Genomic DNA, 14,661 nt, shown 5'->3' with positions numbered 1-14,661 from the left:
CCCTCCGGCCGCCCCCAGTCCTCAGTCGAGAAGCGTCAGCTCCGGTTCGCCGTGGGCGTCGCCCGCCACCTCGCCGATCAGCGCCGTGAAGGCCTCGGTGCGCACCCGCAGGCCGTCCGGCGTCGCCTCGAAGACCGGGGCGAAGGGGCCGTCCCCGTCGGCGCCGTACCGTACGGCGAAGACGGTCAGCCCCTCCGGTGCGCCGGGCGCCGGGTCGGCCTCCAGCGCGGTGGAGGTGACCAGGTGGCGCCAGCCCTCGTCGGGGTTGCCGTAGCCGCGCGGGTCGGACGCGAGGGCGAAGGCGGCCTGTTCCTGGGTCGTCTCCGTGCGGGCGTCGAAGTGGTCCACGCCCTTCGACAGGGGGTGCGTCAGACGCAGGGGGCCCGCGGAGGTGACGCCGACGGCCTCGGCCGTCCTGCGGACCCGGTCGCCGTCGTCGGTGGCGTACGGCAGTCCGGCGAGCAGGTAGGGCGTGCCGTCGAGGTGTTCCACGGCGACCGTGACCCACAGGGTCGTGCCGTCCGTGACGTACAGGGACCGGAGGTGGCGCAGTACGTGGTCGCGGCCGACGACGGGCTTGGTGACCAGCTTGGCCGCGAGGCCGGCGGTGCGCACGTCGCGCACCCGGACCTCGCCCATGGGGCGGCACAGCAGGAAGCCGTCGGTCACCGGGCCGAAGCCGTGCTGACGGCCCACCACCGCCGGCAGGTGGTAGGTGCCCGCCGCCTCGACCAGTGACGGGGTCATCTTGTCGTCGAAGGCCACCGAGACCGTGCCGGCGCGGAGTTGGTGGCGCGACGGCCGGGTCGAGGGGGTGCGGTGCCAGGGGGTGGTGTCCTGGATCTGCCAGACCAGCATCCACGCGAAGTGGCCGTCGATGCCGCCGTCCTGCTTGACCGCGTGGCGGGCCCAGCGGCTGTCGCCCCGGTAACGGCCGAGGTCGGCGCCGATACGGGCGCCGAAGTAGCGCAGGCCGAGGACGGACTCGAACGCGGAGTGCTGTTCGCTGTAGCGGGGGCCGCCGTTGTCGTAGCCGCCGTTCGTGAGGCGGGCGTCGATGTAGCGGGCCAGCGCGTCGCCGTCCTCGGCGAAGATCTCCTCGCCGCTGATCCGGTGGGCCTGGGCCAGGAAGGAGAGGGAGATCGGGCCGTAGTTGTTGTCGTAGGCGCCGCCGTGCTCGGGGGGCAGTGCCGCGCCCCGGTCGCTCACCCGGTGGGCGCGGATCTTGTCGACGTACAGCGAGATCGCGCGGGACCGCACCGACTTCCCTTCCTCCGGGGGGAGATGGGGCGCCAGCATCAGACCGCCGACGACGCAGCCGATGGCCTGGTTTCCGGCCTCCTGCGGGTTGAAGAAGGTCGCCTCGGTCAGCCAGCGCCAGTAGCCCCGCGCCAACTCGACCAGTTCCGTGCGCTGTTCGTCGGCGACGAGTCCCTCGGCCGCGTCCAGGAGGTTCACCGCCTGGAGCAGCGCCCACACCGTGCTGGGCCAGTCGCCGATGGGGTGGGCGCCGGACTCCAGTACGTAACGGGCGTACGGCAGGCGGGAGTTGCGCACCTTCAGGTTCGGGTAGCCGGGGTTGTCCTCGACGTAGACGCGCTCGCGGAGATGGAAGACGAGGCTGCGGTGCACCGCCTCCGGCAGCCGCGGGTTCTTGCCGCGCTGCCAGGCGAGCGCGAGGAGCGAGGTGATGCCGAGCGAGGTGTCGCCGATGTCGTCGACGCAGTCGGGGTGTTCGAGGTTGCCCTCGGGGGTGAGGCGGGCGAGGGCCTGCTCGACGGCGTCGGCGAGGACCGCGTCGTACGCCTCGGGGGTGTCGGGCAGGTCGTGCAGGGGGCCGCGCTGGTGGGTGAGGTGCACGGGGATCAGTCCTTCATGCCTGGGGTGGCCATGGTGGGGTTCGTCGGGGTCACTCGACGGATGCGGGCCGGTGGGCGCGCAGTGCGACGGTCAGTGTGTGCGGGCCGAGTCCCCCGATGTGGACGCGGTTGCCGGTCGTCGCGTCGGTGCCGCCGGCCACGGTGTAGTCCTGACCGGGGTCGTACCGCAGGAGGTCGCTCCGGTCCGGCCCGGCGAGGGGTTCGCCCGCCTCGACAGCGGCCTCGACCCGGATCTCGTCCTCGCCGGCCCGGTAGGTCATCGGCCCGGTCGTCAGGTACCAGCGTCCGTCGCCGAGCGGGACGGCGCCCTCGGGTGCTCCGCCCGGCCGGAAGGTCAGTTCCAGGGCCCAGGGCACCCGGGGGCCGCTGATGTCGATCCGCAGGTCGGCGCCGTCGTCGCGCAGGTCCACCTCGACGCTGGTCGTGTGGGAGACCTCGTCCCGAGGGCGCTCCGGGAAGGCCATGGCGGCCGAGAAGCGTCCGTCGTCCACCAGTCGGTAGTCGCCGTCGTCCCGTCTCCGGTCCTTCGGGAGCGGCTGGTAGTAGGCGGCCGTGAGGGTTTCGGTGAGTTGGTACCGGTTGTCGGCGAGCTGTCGCATCTCGGCGGCGCGGAACGGGCCCAGGTCGAAGAACCCGCGCGCAAGACGGACCGCGTCGAGGACGGCGGCACCGGCGAACAGACGCAGGAAGGTGGGGTTGCAGGCGAGGCCCGAGCGGATGCGCCGGTGCTCGGGCACGTCGGAGCCGCCGTACACCACCGTGTGCGCGTCGGCGGAGGCGCGGGTGGCGAGACGGGCGGTGGTGAGGTAGCGGTCGCGCGGCAGGGTCTCCGGGGCCGGGGCCGGCAGGGAGCGGCACAGGTCCGGGGTGAGGAGGGTCTGGGCGAGCAGGTCGGGGTCGTCGATGCCGCCGGTGGCGGCCAGGCGGGCCGCGCGGGCGAAGTCGCCCCGGCCGGTGCGGATCGCGAGCAGCCGGTAGTGCGGCAGGTAGGGCCACAGGGGGAACGAGAGCTTCTGGTCCTGGCGGCGTGAGTGGACGGTCTCCACCGTGCCGTCCGGCCTGATGAGGTCGAGGGTCGTGGCGAGGTTGCGTTCGACGGCGTCCAGCAGGTCGGTGCGGTCGAGGACTTCGGCCAGCAACAGCAGCGACGGGTTGGTCACATGGGACGCGTAGACGGCGCTGCGTTCCGAGTACAGGCCCTCCGCGTCGATGTCGACCCCCTCGGAGAGCCACTCCTCGACACGGTCGAGCAGCCTGTCGTCGGGGAAGGACCGGTGCAGCCGGGCCAGCGCCGCGCACAGCTCCCAGCGGTGGTTCGGGGTGTGCACGCCACCGGTCAGGAGACTGGCGGTGGCGGCTCCGGCGATCTCGGCGAGCGCGGCCGTCACCTCGCCCAGTTCCGGTCCCGCGTCGGCGGCGAGGACGTATGCGTCGCACACGTCGTTCACGGTGAACGCGGAGTCCGGCGGTGACTGCACGTTGTCTCCGCCGGCGAAGAGGCCGGTGGTGGTCTGCGAGGCTCGCAGAGCCCGGACGTGGGTCGTCGCGGCGGCGACGGCCTGGCTGCTGCCGTGCAGTGCCGAGTCCGGGGAACGGTATGCCGCGACCAGGGTCTTCACCCGCCGCGCCAGACCACGGTGCGGCACACCGACGGGTTCCTCGTCGTGGCCGGCCGCCGACGGGGCGGCCGACCGGTCCGCGGCCCCGGCAACCGCGCGGACGAACTCGTGGTCGAGCGGGGTGGGCAAGGTCAGTCCTTCAGTCCGGCGTTGATGTCGGCGCCCATGACATAGCGCTGGAAGACCAGGAAGACGAGGATCAGCGGGATCATGGAGATGACCGAGGCGCCGAGCAGTACCGACCAGTTGATGTTCTGCGCGCCGACGATGCTCTGGATGCCGATCTGCACGGTGAACTTGTCGGGGTCGTTGAGCATCAGCAGCGGCCAGATGTAGTCGTTCCACCGCCACTGGAAGGACAGGATGGCCAGCGTCAGCATGATGGGCCGGGACAGCGGCACCATGATCCGCGCGAAGATCGCCAGCTCACGCGCGCCGTCGATGCGTGCGGCTTCCACGAGTTCGTCGGGAACCGTCAGGAAGAACTGGCGGAACATGAAGCAGCCGGTCGCGGTGAGCACGGCCGGGAGGATGATGCCGGCGAAGGAGTTGTAGAGGCCGAGGTTGCGGACCACCAGGAACTCGGGGGCGAGCATGACCTCGCCCGGCAGCATCGTGGTGGCCAGGATGCAGATGAAGAACGCCTTCAGCCATTTGTTGTCGTACTTGGCCAGCGCGTACCCGGTGCAGCAGCTGACGCCCACCGTGAGGATCGTCGTGATCACACACACGAGGGCCGTGTTGAGGAAGTACTGGGAGAAGTTGGCGCTGTCCCACGCCGCCTTGAAGCCCGACAGGGTGGGGTTGTGCGGAACCAGCGTCAGCGGATACGAGAACAGGTCGCTGGACGGCTTGAAGGAGCTGAGGACGAACCACAGCACCGGGAACCCGTACAGGCACGCCATGATCCACAGCAGTGTCGTCGGGGCGATCGCCCGCCGGAACCCGCCGCTGTTCGCCCCGCTGGGCCGCTTCTTGGCTGCGGGCCGCTTGGCGTCGCCGTCGAGCGGTCGTGGCACGTCTGTGGTTGTCATCGGTTCTCCACCCGTCGGTTGACGATCAGCTGGACGATCGCGACGGCCATCAGGATGATCATGAGCACGAATGACGCGGCGCTCGCGTAGCCGATCTGGCCGCGTTTGAAGCCGGTCTCGTAGATGTACTGGACGAGCAGGTTGTTCGAGGTACCGGGTCCGCCGTTGTTGAGGGCGACGAACACCGGGTACTCCTTCATCGAGTTGATCGTGTTCAGCAGGATGACGATGAACGAGGTGGGCGCGATGCTCGGCAGCGTGATGCTGAAGAACTGGCGCCAGGGGCCGGCGCCGTCGAGCGAGGCCGCCTCGTAGTAGGACACCGGTACGTTCTTGATCGCCGCGATGAACAGCAGCATCGAGAAGCCCGTCCAGGCCCAGGACGCCGCCATCACGACGACTATCAGGGACAGGTCCGCGTTCGACTGCCACGGAACGGCGCTGCCGCCGAACTTCTCGATGACGTAGTTGACCAGTCCGAAGTTCTCACCGAACATCCACCGCCACAGGACACCCACGACGATGGGCGACAGCAGCCACGGAATGAAGAAGAGGACGCGGGCGACCGACCCGCCCTTGGCGTTCTTGCTCACCAGCAGGTTGGCGGCGAGCAGGGAGACCGCGAAGTTCAGCGGCACGAAGAGCACGGCGTACAGCAGCGTCCGGGTCAGCGCGTCGTAGAAGGTGGAGTCCCCGAACAGGTTGTGGTAGTTGTCCAGTCCGATGAACTGGAACGCCCCCACCCCCGTGTAGTTCGTGAACGAGTAGACGAGCCCGATCACCGCCGGCCAGACGAAGAACAGCGCGAAGAGCACCACATTGGCCGCGATGAGGACGAGCGGCGCGAGGGTGTACTTGTTGCGTCTCCTGGACCGGCTCGGCGGGCTCGCGGACACGTCCGGGGCGCGTTTTGTCATCTTCCTGACTCCGTGCTGGTGGAATGGATTCCGGTGGGCTCACGCCATGAGCCCGGCCTTGGCCGGGCGGCCGGGCCGGGCGGCGGGGTCGAGACTCCGCCGCCCGGCCCTCGGGCCTACGATCAGCCGCCGACCTGCTGGTTGTAGCCGGCGACGATGTTCTCCAGGGCCTTGTCGGCCGACTGCTGGCCGTTGATGGCCTTGCCGAGCTCCGTCTTGGTCGGGTCCTCGGTGAGGCTCTTGCCCTTCAGCACCCAGTTGGTCTGCGCGCCGTTGAAGTAGCCGGAGATCGGGGCGTACAGCGGGATCGACTCGTTGTAGAGCTTGAACGCCGCCTGCGCCGCCTCGGACTTGAAGGGGTACGTCGGGTTCAGACCGCTCTCGACCGGCAGGAAGCCGGACGCCTCGCACAGCGCCTGGTAGTGGGCCGGCTCGTACAGCCAGGACAGGAACTTCTTCGCGGCGGCGGACGCGTCGGCGTTGTTGTTGAAGCCCACGACGTTGCCGCCGCTGTTCACGTCACTGGCCTGCACCGGCTCGGCGGGAGTCGGGACGCTCGCCCACTCGAACTTCTTGATGCTGTCCGCGAAGGCGGGCACCTGCCACACGCCGGACCAGTAGGCGACGACGTCACCGCTCTGGAACATGGCGGACGGGTCGGCGCCGCTGGTCCACACCGACTTCGGCATGGTCTTGTCGTCGTTCCAGCCGACGAAGGTGTTCACGGCCTTCTTGGTCGCCTCGTCCACCGAGAACTTGCCGGAGTCGTCCGCGTGGACGTACTGCCCGCCCATCTCGTACACCATGGCGCGCAGCCGCGAGGGCGACTGGTCGAAGGTCAGGGAGTACTTGGCCTTGGTCTTCTCGCGGACCTCGTTCGCCGCCTTGATGAAGTCGGTCCAGGTCCAGGTCTTGTCGGGCGAGGCCGGGTAGGAGACACCGGCCTTCTCGAAGAGCGTCTTGTTGATGTACATGCCGGACGCGGTGACGTCCGAGGGGATGGCCAGCACCTTCCCGGACGAGTCCTTCGCGAGGAAGTTCGGGTTGATCTTGTTGGTCGCGTTGTTGGCGATGGAGGCGAGGTCGATCAGCTTGTTCGACCAGATCGGGTCCAGCGCCGGCACGGCGGCCACGTCGGGCAGGGAGTTCGCCTGCGCGGCGTTGTGCAGCTTCGTCGTGTAGCCGTCGTAGGGGATGTTGACGAGCTTGACGGCGACGCCGGTTTCCTTCTTGTAGTCCGCCACCATCTTCTTCCAGCCCGCGTCCTGCCCCGGAACCGTGGAGATCCAGAACGTCAGCGACTTGGACGTGCCGCCCGAGTCCGAGTCCCCTCCGCAGGCGGTGAGGAGCAGGGCACCCGCCGTGGCAACGGCAGCGAGGGGAGCCAGGCGGCGCATGCCGCCGGGGCCGATTCGGCGCGAGCGCCGTACACCCACAGTGGTCATCTTCGATCCCTTTTTTCGTCGTAGGAGACGGAGCACGGCACCGACTGAGGCGGTACGGGTGCATTTTGCAGGAATAGTCGCTTTCCGGGGGCGCGGCCTCGCCCGGCCACGTCGTCCACGCGGGGCCGCATCCCCGGCCGTCCAGGCCGTCACCGCACGGGCACGCCCTCGTGCGGTTGCCGTACATCAGTACGGGCGGGAGGCTCACCCCAAGTCGGCGTCCCGGCCGACTTAGAAAGCGCTTGTCCGGACATTGGCAGACCGAGTCCGAAACCGTCAATCCTTCGCCCGCGCTGCCTGGGTCACGGTTTGGACTCCTCTGGCGACCGCGAGCCGTGCCGCACCCACCACGGTGCCGAGATCACCGACCTGACTGCTGACCACCTCGGTGGGCCAGCTCAGCCGTGCCAGCTCGGCCCGCACACCGGGCAGGAGCTGCGGAAACGAGCCGGTGCTGCCGCTCAGGACGAGCAGTCCGGGGTCCAGTACGGCGGTCACGGCGGCGGCCAGCCGGCCCACGTCCACCGCGTGGCGGTCGACGACGGCGCGGGCTCCGGCGCTGCCCTGTTCGGCCAGCGAAAACAGCCGTTCGACGGTACGAGGGTATGAAACGTCGGATTCCGGCCAGGCTTCGGCGGCCCGGCGCAGCAGGGAGCGGGCGCCGATGTACTCCTCCAGGGCCTCACGGCGGGGCTCGAGGGCGTCGTCCCAGGGGTAGGGCAGTCGGGCGAGCTCTCCGGCCGCCCCGTTGGCCCCGGCCAGCACCTGGCCCCCCACGACGATGCCGAGACCGATACCGACACCGATCCGCAGATAGCCGAAGGTGTGCCGGCCGCGCGCCGCGCCCTCGTACAGCTCGGCGAGCGCGGCACAGTTGACGTTGTTCTCCAGGTGGACGGGCACCCCGGGCGGCAGCGCCACGGCCACCGCGTCGAAGACCGGTCCCGCCTTGGCGGTCGCCGGACGTACGGTGCCCTCCTCGGCGCGCGCGGTGACGTCACCGACGGCCACCACGATGGCGCGCAGCGGAGCGTCGGCGGGGAGCGCGCCCAGCGCTTCGCGCACCACGTCGGCGGCCTCGTCACGGGAGCCGGTGGCCTCGGCGAGCAGGGTGCCGTCCAGGGCGCAGCCACGCACCCTGGTCAGGGCGGGGCCGAGGTCGACGGCGAGTACGGAGCCCGCCGCGGGACCGAGTGCGTATACGGCGGCGGAACGGCCGGTGGGCCCGGAGGCGATGCCAGAGTGGGCGGCGAGCCGGGCGCTCTCCAGCTCCGCCACGGCGGAGGACACGGTCGGCTTCGACAGGCCCGCCAGACTCGCGAGCTGCGGCCGGGTGGCGGTGCCCGCCCCGGCCAGCACGGCGAACACCGCGCTCGCGCTCTCGGTCAGGCGGGGGGCCTTCGCCACTTCATGGTCCACAGTTCTCCCCCAGGTCGAGGGCCGCGCTCCCCGGTAGCTCGATGTCGTGGGATGCGGCGACGGGATGCCTTGGTATCGCGGTTTCCCGCCTCGCTCCGGCCCGTCGGGCCGCCATCTCGGTCGAGTGCGCGATACCTCTTGACACGCACTGTACTTCGTTAGTTAACTTCCTAACGAATGTCACGGTACTCGCCTGCCGTGTCCGCCCAGAGGCCCGTCCCGGGGCTTCCCTAGTTCTTCCCCTGCTCCTCAATACAGCTTCCGTACAGCGGGTTTCGCCTGCTCCCGGCACGGTTCGCCCACCGTCGCAGCCACAGCGCAACGACGAAAGAGGATCCGTGCAGGACTCTCCCTTCCCGCGCCCGCTCGTCGTGGGCATCGACGTGGGCGGCACCAAGACGCACCTGCGCGCCTACGCCGGGGACGATCTGATCGCCGATCACATCCGCCCCAGCGACGGCTGGCGTCCGCACGACCCCGTGGCCGCCGCCGGCTGGCTGGCCGCGCTGGTCACGGGCGCCCTGCCCGCGGGCGCGCGCCCGTCCGCCGTCGCCGTGGGCGGACACGCCTGCGAGACACCCCGGCAGTGCGCACAGATCAGCGCCGCCCTGCATCCTCACTTCGACGCGCCCGCGTCGGTCGTCGGCGACGCGGAACTGCTCGTTCCCGCCGCCGGTCTGGCCCGGGGCGCCGGCCTGGTCGCCGGCACCGGTTCCGTCGCGGTGGGCCGCAGAGAAGACGGCACCCTCGTCCAGGTCGGCGGCTGGGGCGCGCTCCTCGGCGACGAGGGCGGCGCCGCCGGTCTCGTCCGCGAGGCCGTCCGCGCGGTGTGGGCGGCACACGACCGCGGTGAGGAACCCGACGAACTCACCAAGGGCCTCCTCGCCGCGTTCGGGGTGCCCGACGTGCCCGCGCTCGGTGGGGCGCTGGAGGCCACCACCTCTCCCTCCGCCGACTGGGGCCGGCACGCGCCGGTCGTGTTCGCCGCCGCCGAGTCGGGCTCGTCACTCGCCGGCACGGTCGTCGCCGAGGGCGGCCGGTCACTCGCCGCGCTCGTCGCCCGGCTCGCCGCGCGCGGTGTCCCGGTCGACGACGTCGTGATCGCGGGCGGTACTGTGCTCGCTCAACCAGCCCTGCACGACGCGCTGTTGGCGTCTCTCGCGCAACTCGTCCCCGGCGCCCGGCTACAGCCGTTGAGGGTGCCGCCGGTCGAAGGGGCCGTGGAGCTGGCTCGTTCACTCGTATGACGGTTCGCGGCCGTCTGGCGGTCGCCGAACCATGGGCATCGGTACATGCCCTGGCCGTAGATCTTCGCTCGTACGACCCACCCCGTGCGCTTCCTCCTCCGGAAACACACAACACGCAGGCCTCGTACACCCCATGTGCCTCATACGTACCTGGGACACCGCCGTCCGCATGTCGTCACCCGGCCGCAGGGCCGAAGAACTCAAGAGAGGCATCGCATGCCGTCAGCAGCCGGGCACCACGCCACCCCGTCGGCCCGTGGCCGTGAATTCGCCGTCGACAGACGCGGGTTCCTCCGTACCTCCCTCGGCGCGTCGGCGGGCTTGCTCGCCGCGCCGACCGCCGTCAGCTGGCTGGCCGCGGCCGACGCGAAGGCGGCCACCGCGCCTCTCGCGTTCGTCGACGACTACAGCACGAACATCGTCGCCAACTCGACGGCCGAGACCAACGCGGTGATCCGTGTGCTCGGCGGCTTCGCCAAGGTGTGGAAGACCGCCGCCGCCTGGAACACGGGCACGCCGCTGCTGCCCGAGATACTGCGCGCCAACGTGCGCTACAGCATCCGCCTCACCCACGCGCGCACCGAGGAGCAGGCGAGGGAGGCCTTCGTCTACGACCGTCAGCACCAGAGCTACGCCGTCATCGGCGGCCTCGGCCCGCTGGCCGACCTGTACCGTTCGGGCGCCAAGGCGGTCACCTCGATCACCTCCGCTCCGCACGGCATTCCGGCCGCCAAGATCAACGACGCCGTCCCCGCCGACGCCCCCGCGGGATCCGCGCTGGGCGCCGGCTCGTACGACTCCGACCTCGGCCAGGTGGCCAAGCTCGTCGACACCGTGCGCGGCGACTTCACCTCCAGCAACCCCGCCAAGTTGAGCTTCCAGTACCCGCGGCCGTGGCGGATGAACGAGAACAGCGAGGTCGTCGAGACCGGAACGACCGACGCCCTCGGGTTCCCGGTCTACGACTCCGACGTCGTCGTCGTGACGCAGCTGCTGCGGCAGCGCAGCGACGTCCCGGCCGAGGACGGCGGTTTCCCCAGCGGCCACACCAACGCCTTCCACCTGGCGGCCCTGGCGTACGCGTACGCGGTCCCGGAGCGCTTCCAGGAGATCGTGACCCGCGCCTTCGAGCTGAGCCACACCCGGATCATGTCCGGCATGCACTCCACCGTCGACGTCATCGGCGGCCGGATCATGGCCACCGCGCTGGCCGCCGCCGTGCTGTACAAGCCGGAGAACACCGCGCTCAAGGCCGCCGCCCGCAAGCAGGCCGCCGAGTACTTCCAGGCCAAGACGGGCACGACGGCCGACACGCTGTTCGCCTACGCGCACTCCGACGCCCACGACAAGTACGCCGACCGGACCGCGAACCTCGCCCTGGTCACGCCCAAGCTGACGTACGTCCTTCCCCGGCAGGGCCGCTCGACGCCGCTGACCGTCCCGAAGGGCGCCGAGGTGCTGCTGGAGACGCGGCTCCCCTACCTGAGCGCGGACCAGCGCCGGGCGGTGCTGCGCACGACCGCGGTGCCCTCCGGTTACGTCCTGCTCGACGGCTTCGAGCAGTGGGGGCGGCTCAACCTGGTCGCCGCGGCGGACGGCTACGGCTCCTTCGAGTCCGACGTGACGGTCAAGCTCGACAAGGCGGCGCACGGCTTCGGTGCGGCCGACGCCTGGCGCAACGACATCGACGGCCGGGGCGGCCTGACCAAGACGGGTACCGGCACACTCACGCTGACCGGGCAGAACAGCTACACCGGCGGGACGGACCTCAAGGCCGGCGTGCTGGTCTCGGCCTCGTCCCACGCGCTGGGCCACGGCGATGTCCGGGTACAGGGCGGGACGCTGCGGGTGACCGAGCCGGTGCAGCTGCACGGCACGTACTCCCAGCAGTCGGCAACGCTTGCGGTCACGCTGCGCAAGGACCGTCACAAGGAGGTCGTGACGGTGAGCGGGCGCGTGGTCCTGGCGAAGGGCAGCGTCCTGTCGCTGACCCTCGACGCCAAGAACCCGCCCGCCGTGGGCAGCGTCGTCCCCGTCATCGGCGCCACGGCCCTCCGGGGCCACTTCGACCGTGTCGTGGTGAACTCGGACAAGATTCGCGCCGTACCCGTCTACACCGCAAAGGGTGTTTCAGTACGACTTATGAAGCGGTAACGCGCGGCGCGGGGCGGGAGCCGATGCGAGAGTAGGGCCATGGCCCGGCTCCGGATCACTCCCGCCACCGCGCGGTCGGCGTCACCGCGGGGCGGACGATGACGCGCGATCGGCACACGGTTCTCGACCCCAGGACACCCCCTGATACGGGGAGCCCGCCCGGCTCCGAGGCTCCGGAGGAGGTACTCCCCGGTGCCGGAGCCGCCACGCCGGCGCCCCCGACCGGACGGTTGTGGCTCGTCGCCCGGCTGAGACGTCACCGGCGCCTGCTGATCCCGCTCGCCGTCGCCGTCCTGCTCCTCCAGATGGCCGTGGCGATGGTCACCACGGCGGTGGAACAGACGCCCACCATCGACGAGCCCGTGTACGTCGGCACGGCGGCCGTCTACCTCCACGAGCACAGCCTGCGCCTCAACCCCGAGCACCCGCCGCTGGGCAAACTGCTCATCGCCGCCGGGGTGGCCGCGGCCCACCCGCACTTCGACCGGGACTACGCCGGCGACCAGGGCCACGTGGGCCGCCATCTGCTCTACGAGTCCGGCAACGACCCCTGGCGGCTGATGATGTGGGCGCGGCTGCCGGTGATCGCGCTGACGCTGCTCTTCGGGCTGGTGGTGTTCACCTTCGGCCGTGAACTCGCCGGTGCGGTCGGCGGGTTGGTGGCGCTCACCCTGTACACCTTCTCGCCGGACATCGTCGCGCACGGCTCGCTGGCCACCCTCGACGTACCGTCTGCCGGGTTCGTGCTGACGTCGGTGTGGCTGCTGTGGCGGGCGAGGGGCCGGCCCCGTCTGTATCTCCCGCTCGCCGGAGCCGCTCTCGGGGCGGCCCTGGCCACGAAGATGAACACCCTCGCCGCCGTCCCCGTGCTGCTCCTGCTGGCCGGCCTGTCGGTGTGGCGCGCCCGGCGCACAGCGGTCCCGGGAGCGCGGCTGAAGCTGCTCGCTCGGGCCGGCGCGGGCGCGGCCGTGGTGGCCCTGGTCGCGGTGGCCGTCGTATGGGCGTCGTATCTCGCCGTCGATCCCCGGTTGCACTGGGCGCCGGTCTCCGGGGATGTCCCGGCCGTGCACGGGTTGTGGGGGCGACTGACCGGTCTGCTGCCCTTCCCGGAGGCCTACCGCGACGGGACGCGCATGCAGTTCGGTCTGGAGAACGCACACTGGGAGGGCTTCCTCTTCGGGCGGCACTACGAGGGTTCCCTCTGGTACTACCTGCCGGCCGCGCTGCTCGTGAAGACACCGCTCGGCGCGCTGGCACTGTGGTCGGCGGGCATGGCAGCGTTTTTGACGATCCGTCAACTACGGCCCGTCGCACCTTACTTGCTGCTTCCCACGGCCGTGCTGCTGGCCGCGGCCATGGACGGGCAGCGGAACTTCGGGGTGCGGTACGCCATTTTCGTGCCGATGTTCGGGGCGGTGGCGGCGGTCGGTGTGCTCGCTCTGCGGCGGCGGTGGGTGCCGGTCGCGGCGGCGGGGCTGCTGGCTTTCGTGGCGGTCAGTTCGCTGCGCACGTTCCCGTTCTATCTGCCGTACTCCAACGAGGCGTTCGGGGGAACGGCGAAGACGCACGAGCGGCTGCACGACTCCAACGTCGACTGGGGCCAGGACCTGGGGCGGCTCGCGGACCGGCTGCGGGACAGGTACGCGGGTCAGCGGGTCTGGCTGGTCTACAAGGGCAGTGGGGTGCCGGCGTTCTACGGGATCCAGGCGTCCGATCCTCGCGGCCGGCCGGAACGGAAGGTGCGCGGGCTGCTGGTGGTGTCGGACTCGTCGGTCGCCAAGGCGCGGGGGCCACTGGCGCGGCTGATCCACAGCAGCCACGAGGTCGACGAGGTCGGCCACTCGATCACGATCTTCCGCCGGTGAACGGTGAGCTATGTTGAGTCGCTGTGGGAGACGAACGAGGCACATCGGTGCCATCGCCGCAGCAGGCACGCGCCCAGGCGTCCGCGATCACCTCGGGGAAGACGGCCCCCGAGGCGGAAGCGGCCCCGACCTCCCGGCTGCGGGAGTTGTTCGACGGGCCCCGGCTCTCCCCCGGACAGCGGCGCATCGCGCAGTATCTGATCGAGCACATCACCGAGGCCGCGTTCCTGTCGATCACCGATCTGGCGGACCGCGTGGGAGTGAGCCAGCCCTCCGTGACCCGGTTCGCGGCGGCCGTCGGCTTCAGCGGCTACCCCGCACTGCGCGAGAGGCTCCAGGCCATCGCGCTCAGCACCCTCGCGAGCGCGCCGGGCACCGCGGAGGAGAACCGGAGCAACGAGCTCCAGGCCGCCGTGGACGCCGAGATCGCGAACCTGGAGAACCTTCGGCGGGACTTCGCCGACCCCGACCGCGTGATCGAGGTCGGCCGGCATCTGTCCCGCTCGACGCCGCTCACCGTGCTCGGTCTGCGCATCTCCGGGTCGCTGGCGGAGTACTTCGCCTACGCCGCCCGCCGTATCCACCCCGACGTCCGGCTGGTGACCCGGGGCGGCAGTGTCGCCTACGACGCGCTGCTGCAGTCGCGGGGGGCCGGGGGCACCTGGGTGCTGGCCTTCTCGATGCCCCGGCACGCGCAGGAGACGCTCACCGCGGTGCAGGTCGCGCGGCGGGCCGGGCTGCGGGTGGCCCTGATCACCGACCTGGCCCTCGGCCCGCTGGCCGACGAGGCCGACGTCGCCTTCGCCACCGGCACCGGATCCCGGCTGGTGTTCGACTCGTACGCCGGGCCCGCGGTGCTCTCGGCCGCGCTGCTCCAGGCCATGACGGACGCCGATCCGGAGCGGACCCAGGGGCGCCTGGAGGAGTACGAACAGAGCGCCGACCAGCACCACTTCTTCCTCCGGGACTGAATCGCCCGCCTGCGCCCTCGTCCGGGCGTATGGGTGTTCATCCCGTTTTGTGCATGAATTTTTTCATACTTCTTGCAAACCGGACGGCATATATAAATACTGCTCACGGA

10 protein-coding genes are annotated in these 14,661 nt (G+C 70.7%); 4 read left to right on the top strand and 6 right to left on the bottom strand.

The genetic code is table 11. From position 1 onward, the window contains the following. Positions 1–21: 21 nt before the first annotated feature. From OG241_RS48245 to OG241_RS48220, 6 genes are all read right to left on the bottom strand, one after another. Complete coding sequence (locus OG241_RS48245; protein ID WP_405825309.1) at positions 22–1,860, bottom strand: hypothetical protein; 1,839 nt, start codon at positions 1,858–1,860, stop codon at positions 22–24. Between the two features lie 49 nt (positions 1,861–1,909). After that, positions 1,910–3,628 carry a hypothetical protein gene (locus OG241_RS48240; protein ID WP_405825307.1) on the bottom strand — a complete coding sequence of 573 codons (1,719 nt, stop codon included), beginning with the start codon at positions 3,626–3,628 and terminating at the stop codon, positions 1,910–1,912. A gap of 2 nt (positions 3,629–3,630) precedes the next feature. Next, a complete protein-coding gene (locus OG241_RS48235; RefSeq protein WP_405825305.1) occupies positions 3,631–4,533 on the bottom strand; it encodes a carbohydrate ABC transporter permease in 903 nt (300 codons plus the stop codon). Continuing rightward, the gene (locus OG241_RS48230; protein WP_405825304.1) at positions 4,530–5,450 is read right to left on the bottom strand and encodes a carbohydrate ABC transporter permease; all 921 of its coding nucleotides are present in this window, start codon (positions 5,448–5,450) and stop codon (positions 4,530–4,532) included. Before OG241_RS48230 ends, OG241_RS48235 begins: the two co-directional genes overlap by 4 nt. A 122-nt stretch (positions 5,451–5,572) precedes the next feature. Continuing rightward, positions 5,573–6,895, bottom strand: a complete 1,323-nt coding sequence (locus OG241_RS48225) for an ABC transporter substrate-binding protein (RefSeq protein ID WP_405825302.1) — start codon at positions 6,893–6,895, stop codon at positions 5,573–5,575. Positions 6,896–7,171: 276 nt separating this feature from the next. Continuing rightward, complete coding sequence (locus OG241_RS48220) at positions 7,172–8,314, bottom strand: ROK family transcriptional regulator (RefSeq protein ID WP_405825300.1); 1,143 nt, start codon at positions 8,312–8,314, stop codon at positions 7,172–7,174. Between the two features lie 338 nt (positions 8,315–8,652). Between OG241_RS48220 and OG241_RS48215 the strand changes: the two genes are divergently transcribed. The 4 genes from OG241_RS48215 to OG241_RS48200 all read left to right on the top strand — a co-directional run bounded on the left by OG241_RS48215 (position 8,653) and on the right by OG241_RS48200 (position 14,551). After that, positions 8,653–9,561, top strand: a complete 909-nt coding sequence (locus OG241_RS48215; protein ID WP_405825298.1) for an N-acetylglucosamine kinase — start codon at positions 8,653–8,655, stop codon at positions 9,559–9,561. A gap of 216 nt (positions 9,562–9,777) precedes the next feature. Beyond that, a complete protein-coding gene (locus OG241_RS48210; protein ID WP_405825296.1) occupies positions 9,778–11,715 on the top strand; it encodes a phosphatase PAP2 family protein in 1,938 nt (645 codons plus the stop codon). Between the two features lie 98 nt (positions 11,716–11,813). After that, the gene (locus tag OG241_RS48205) at positions 11,814–13,580 is read left to right on the top strand and encodes an ArnT family glycosyltransferase (RefSeq protein WP_405825294.1); all 1,767 of its coding nucleotides are present in this window, start codon (positions 11,814–11,816) and stop codon (positions 13,578–13,580) included. A gap of 47 nt (positions 13,581–13,627) precedes the next feature. Next, entirely contained in the window at positions 13,628–14,551 is a 924-nt protein-coding gene (locus OG241_RS48200; protein ID WP_405825292.1) for a MurR/RpiR family transcriptional regulator, read from the top strand. Positions 14,552–14,661 lie beyond the last annotated feature (110 nt).

This window comes from Streptomyces sp. NBC_01390 (assembly GCF_045040105.1).
Classification (GTDB): Bacteria; Actinomycetota; Actinomycetes; order Streptomycetales; family Streptomycetaceae; genus Streptomyces.
The sequence above is the reverse complement of the archived record's forward strand: the minus strand, read 5'-3'. Positions and strand labels throughout refer to the sequence as shown.

What these genes read in the sequence shown, in the direction of transcription:
- OG241_RS48235 (WP_405825305.1), bottom strand. Translation starts at nt 4,533, where the DNA reads ATGACAACCACAGACGTGCCACGACCGCTCGACGGCGACGCCAAGCGG.
- OG241_RS48230 (WP_405825304.1), bottom strand. Translation starts at nt 5,450, where the DNA reads ATGACAAAACGCGCCCCGGACGTGTCCGCGAGCCCGCCGAGCCGGTCC.
- OG241_RS48225 (WP_405825302.1), bottom strand. Translation starts at nt 6,895, where the DNA reads ATGACCACTGTGGGTGTACGGCGCTCGCGCCGAATCGGCCCCGGCGGC.
- OG241_RS48210 (WP_405825296.1), top strand. Translation starts at nt 9,778, where the DNA reads ATGCCGTCAGCAGCCGGGCACCACGCCACCCCGTCGGCCCGTGGCCGT.
- OG241_RS48205 (WP_405825294.1), top strand. Translation starts at nt 11,814, where the DNA reads ATGACGCGCGATCGGCACACGGTTCTCGACCCCAGGACACCCCCTGAT.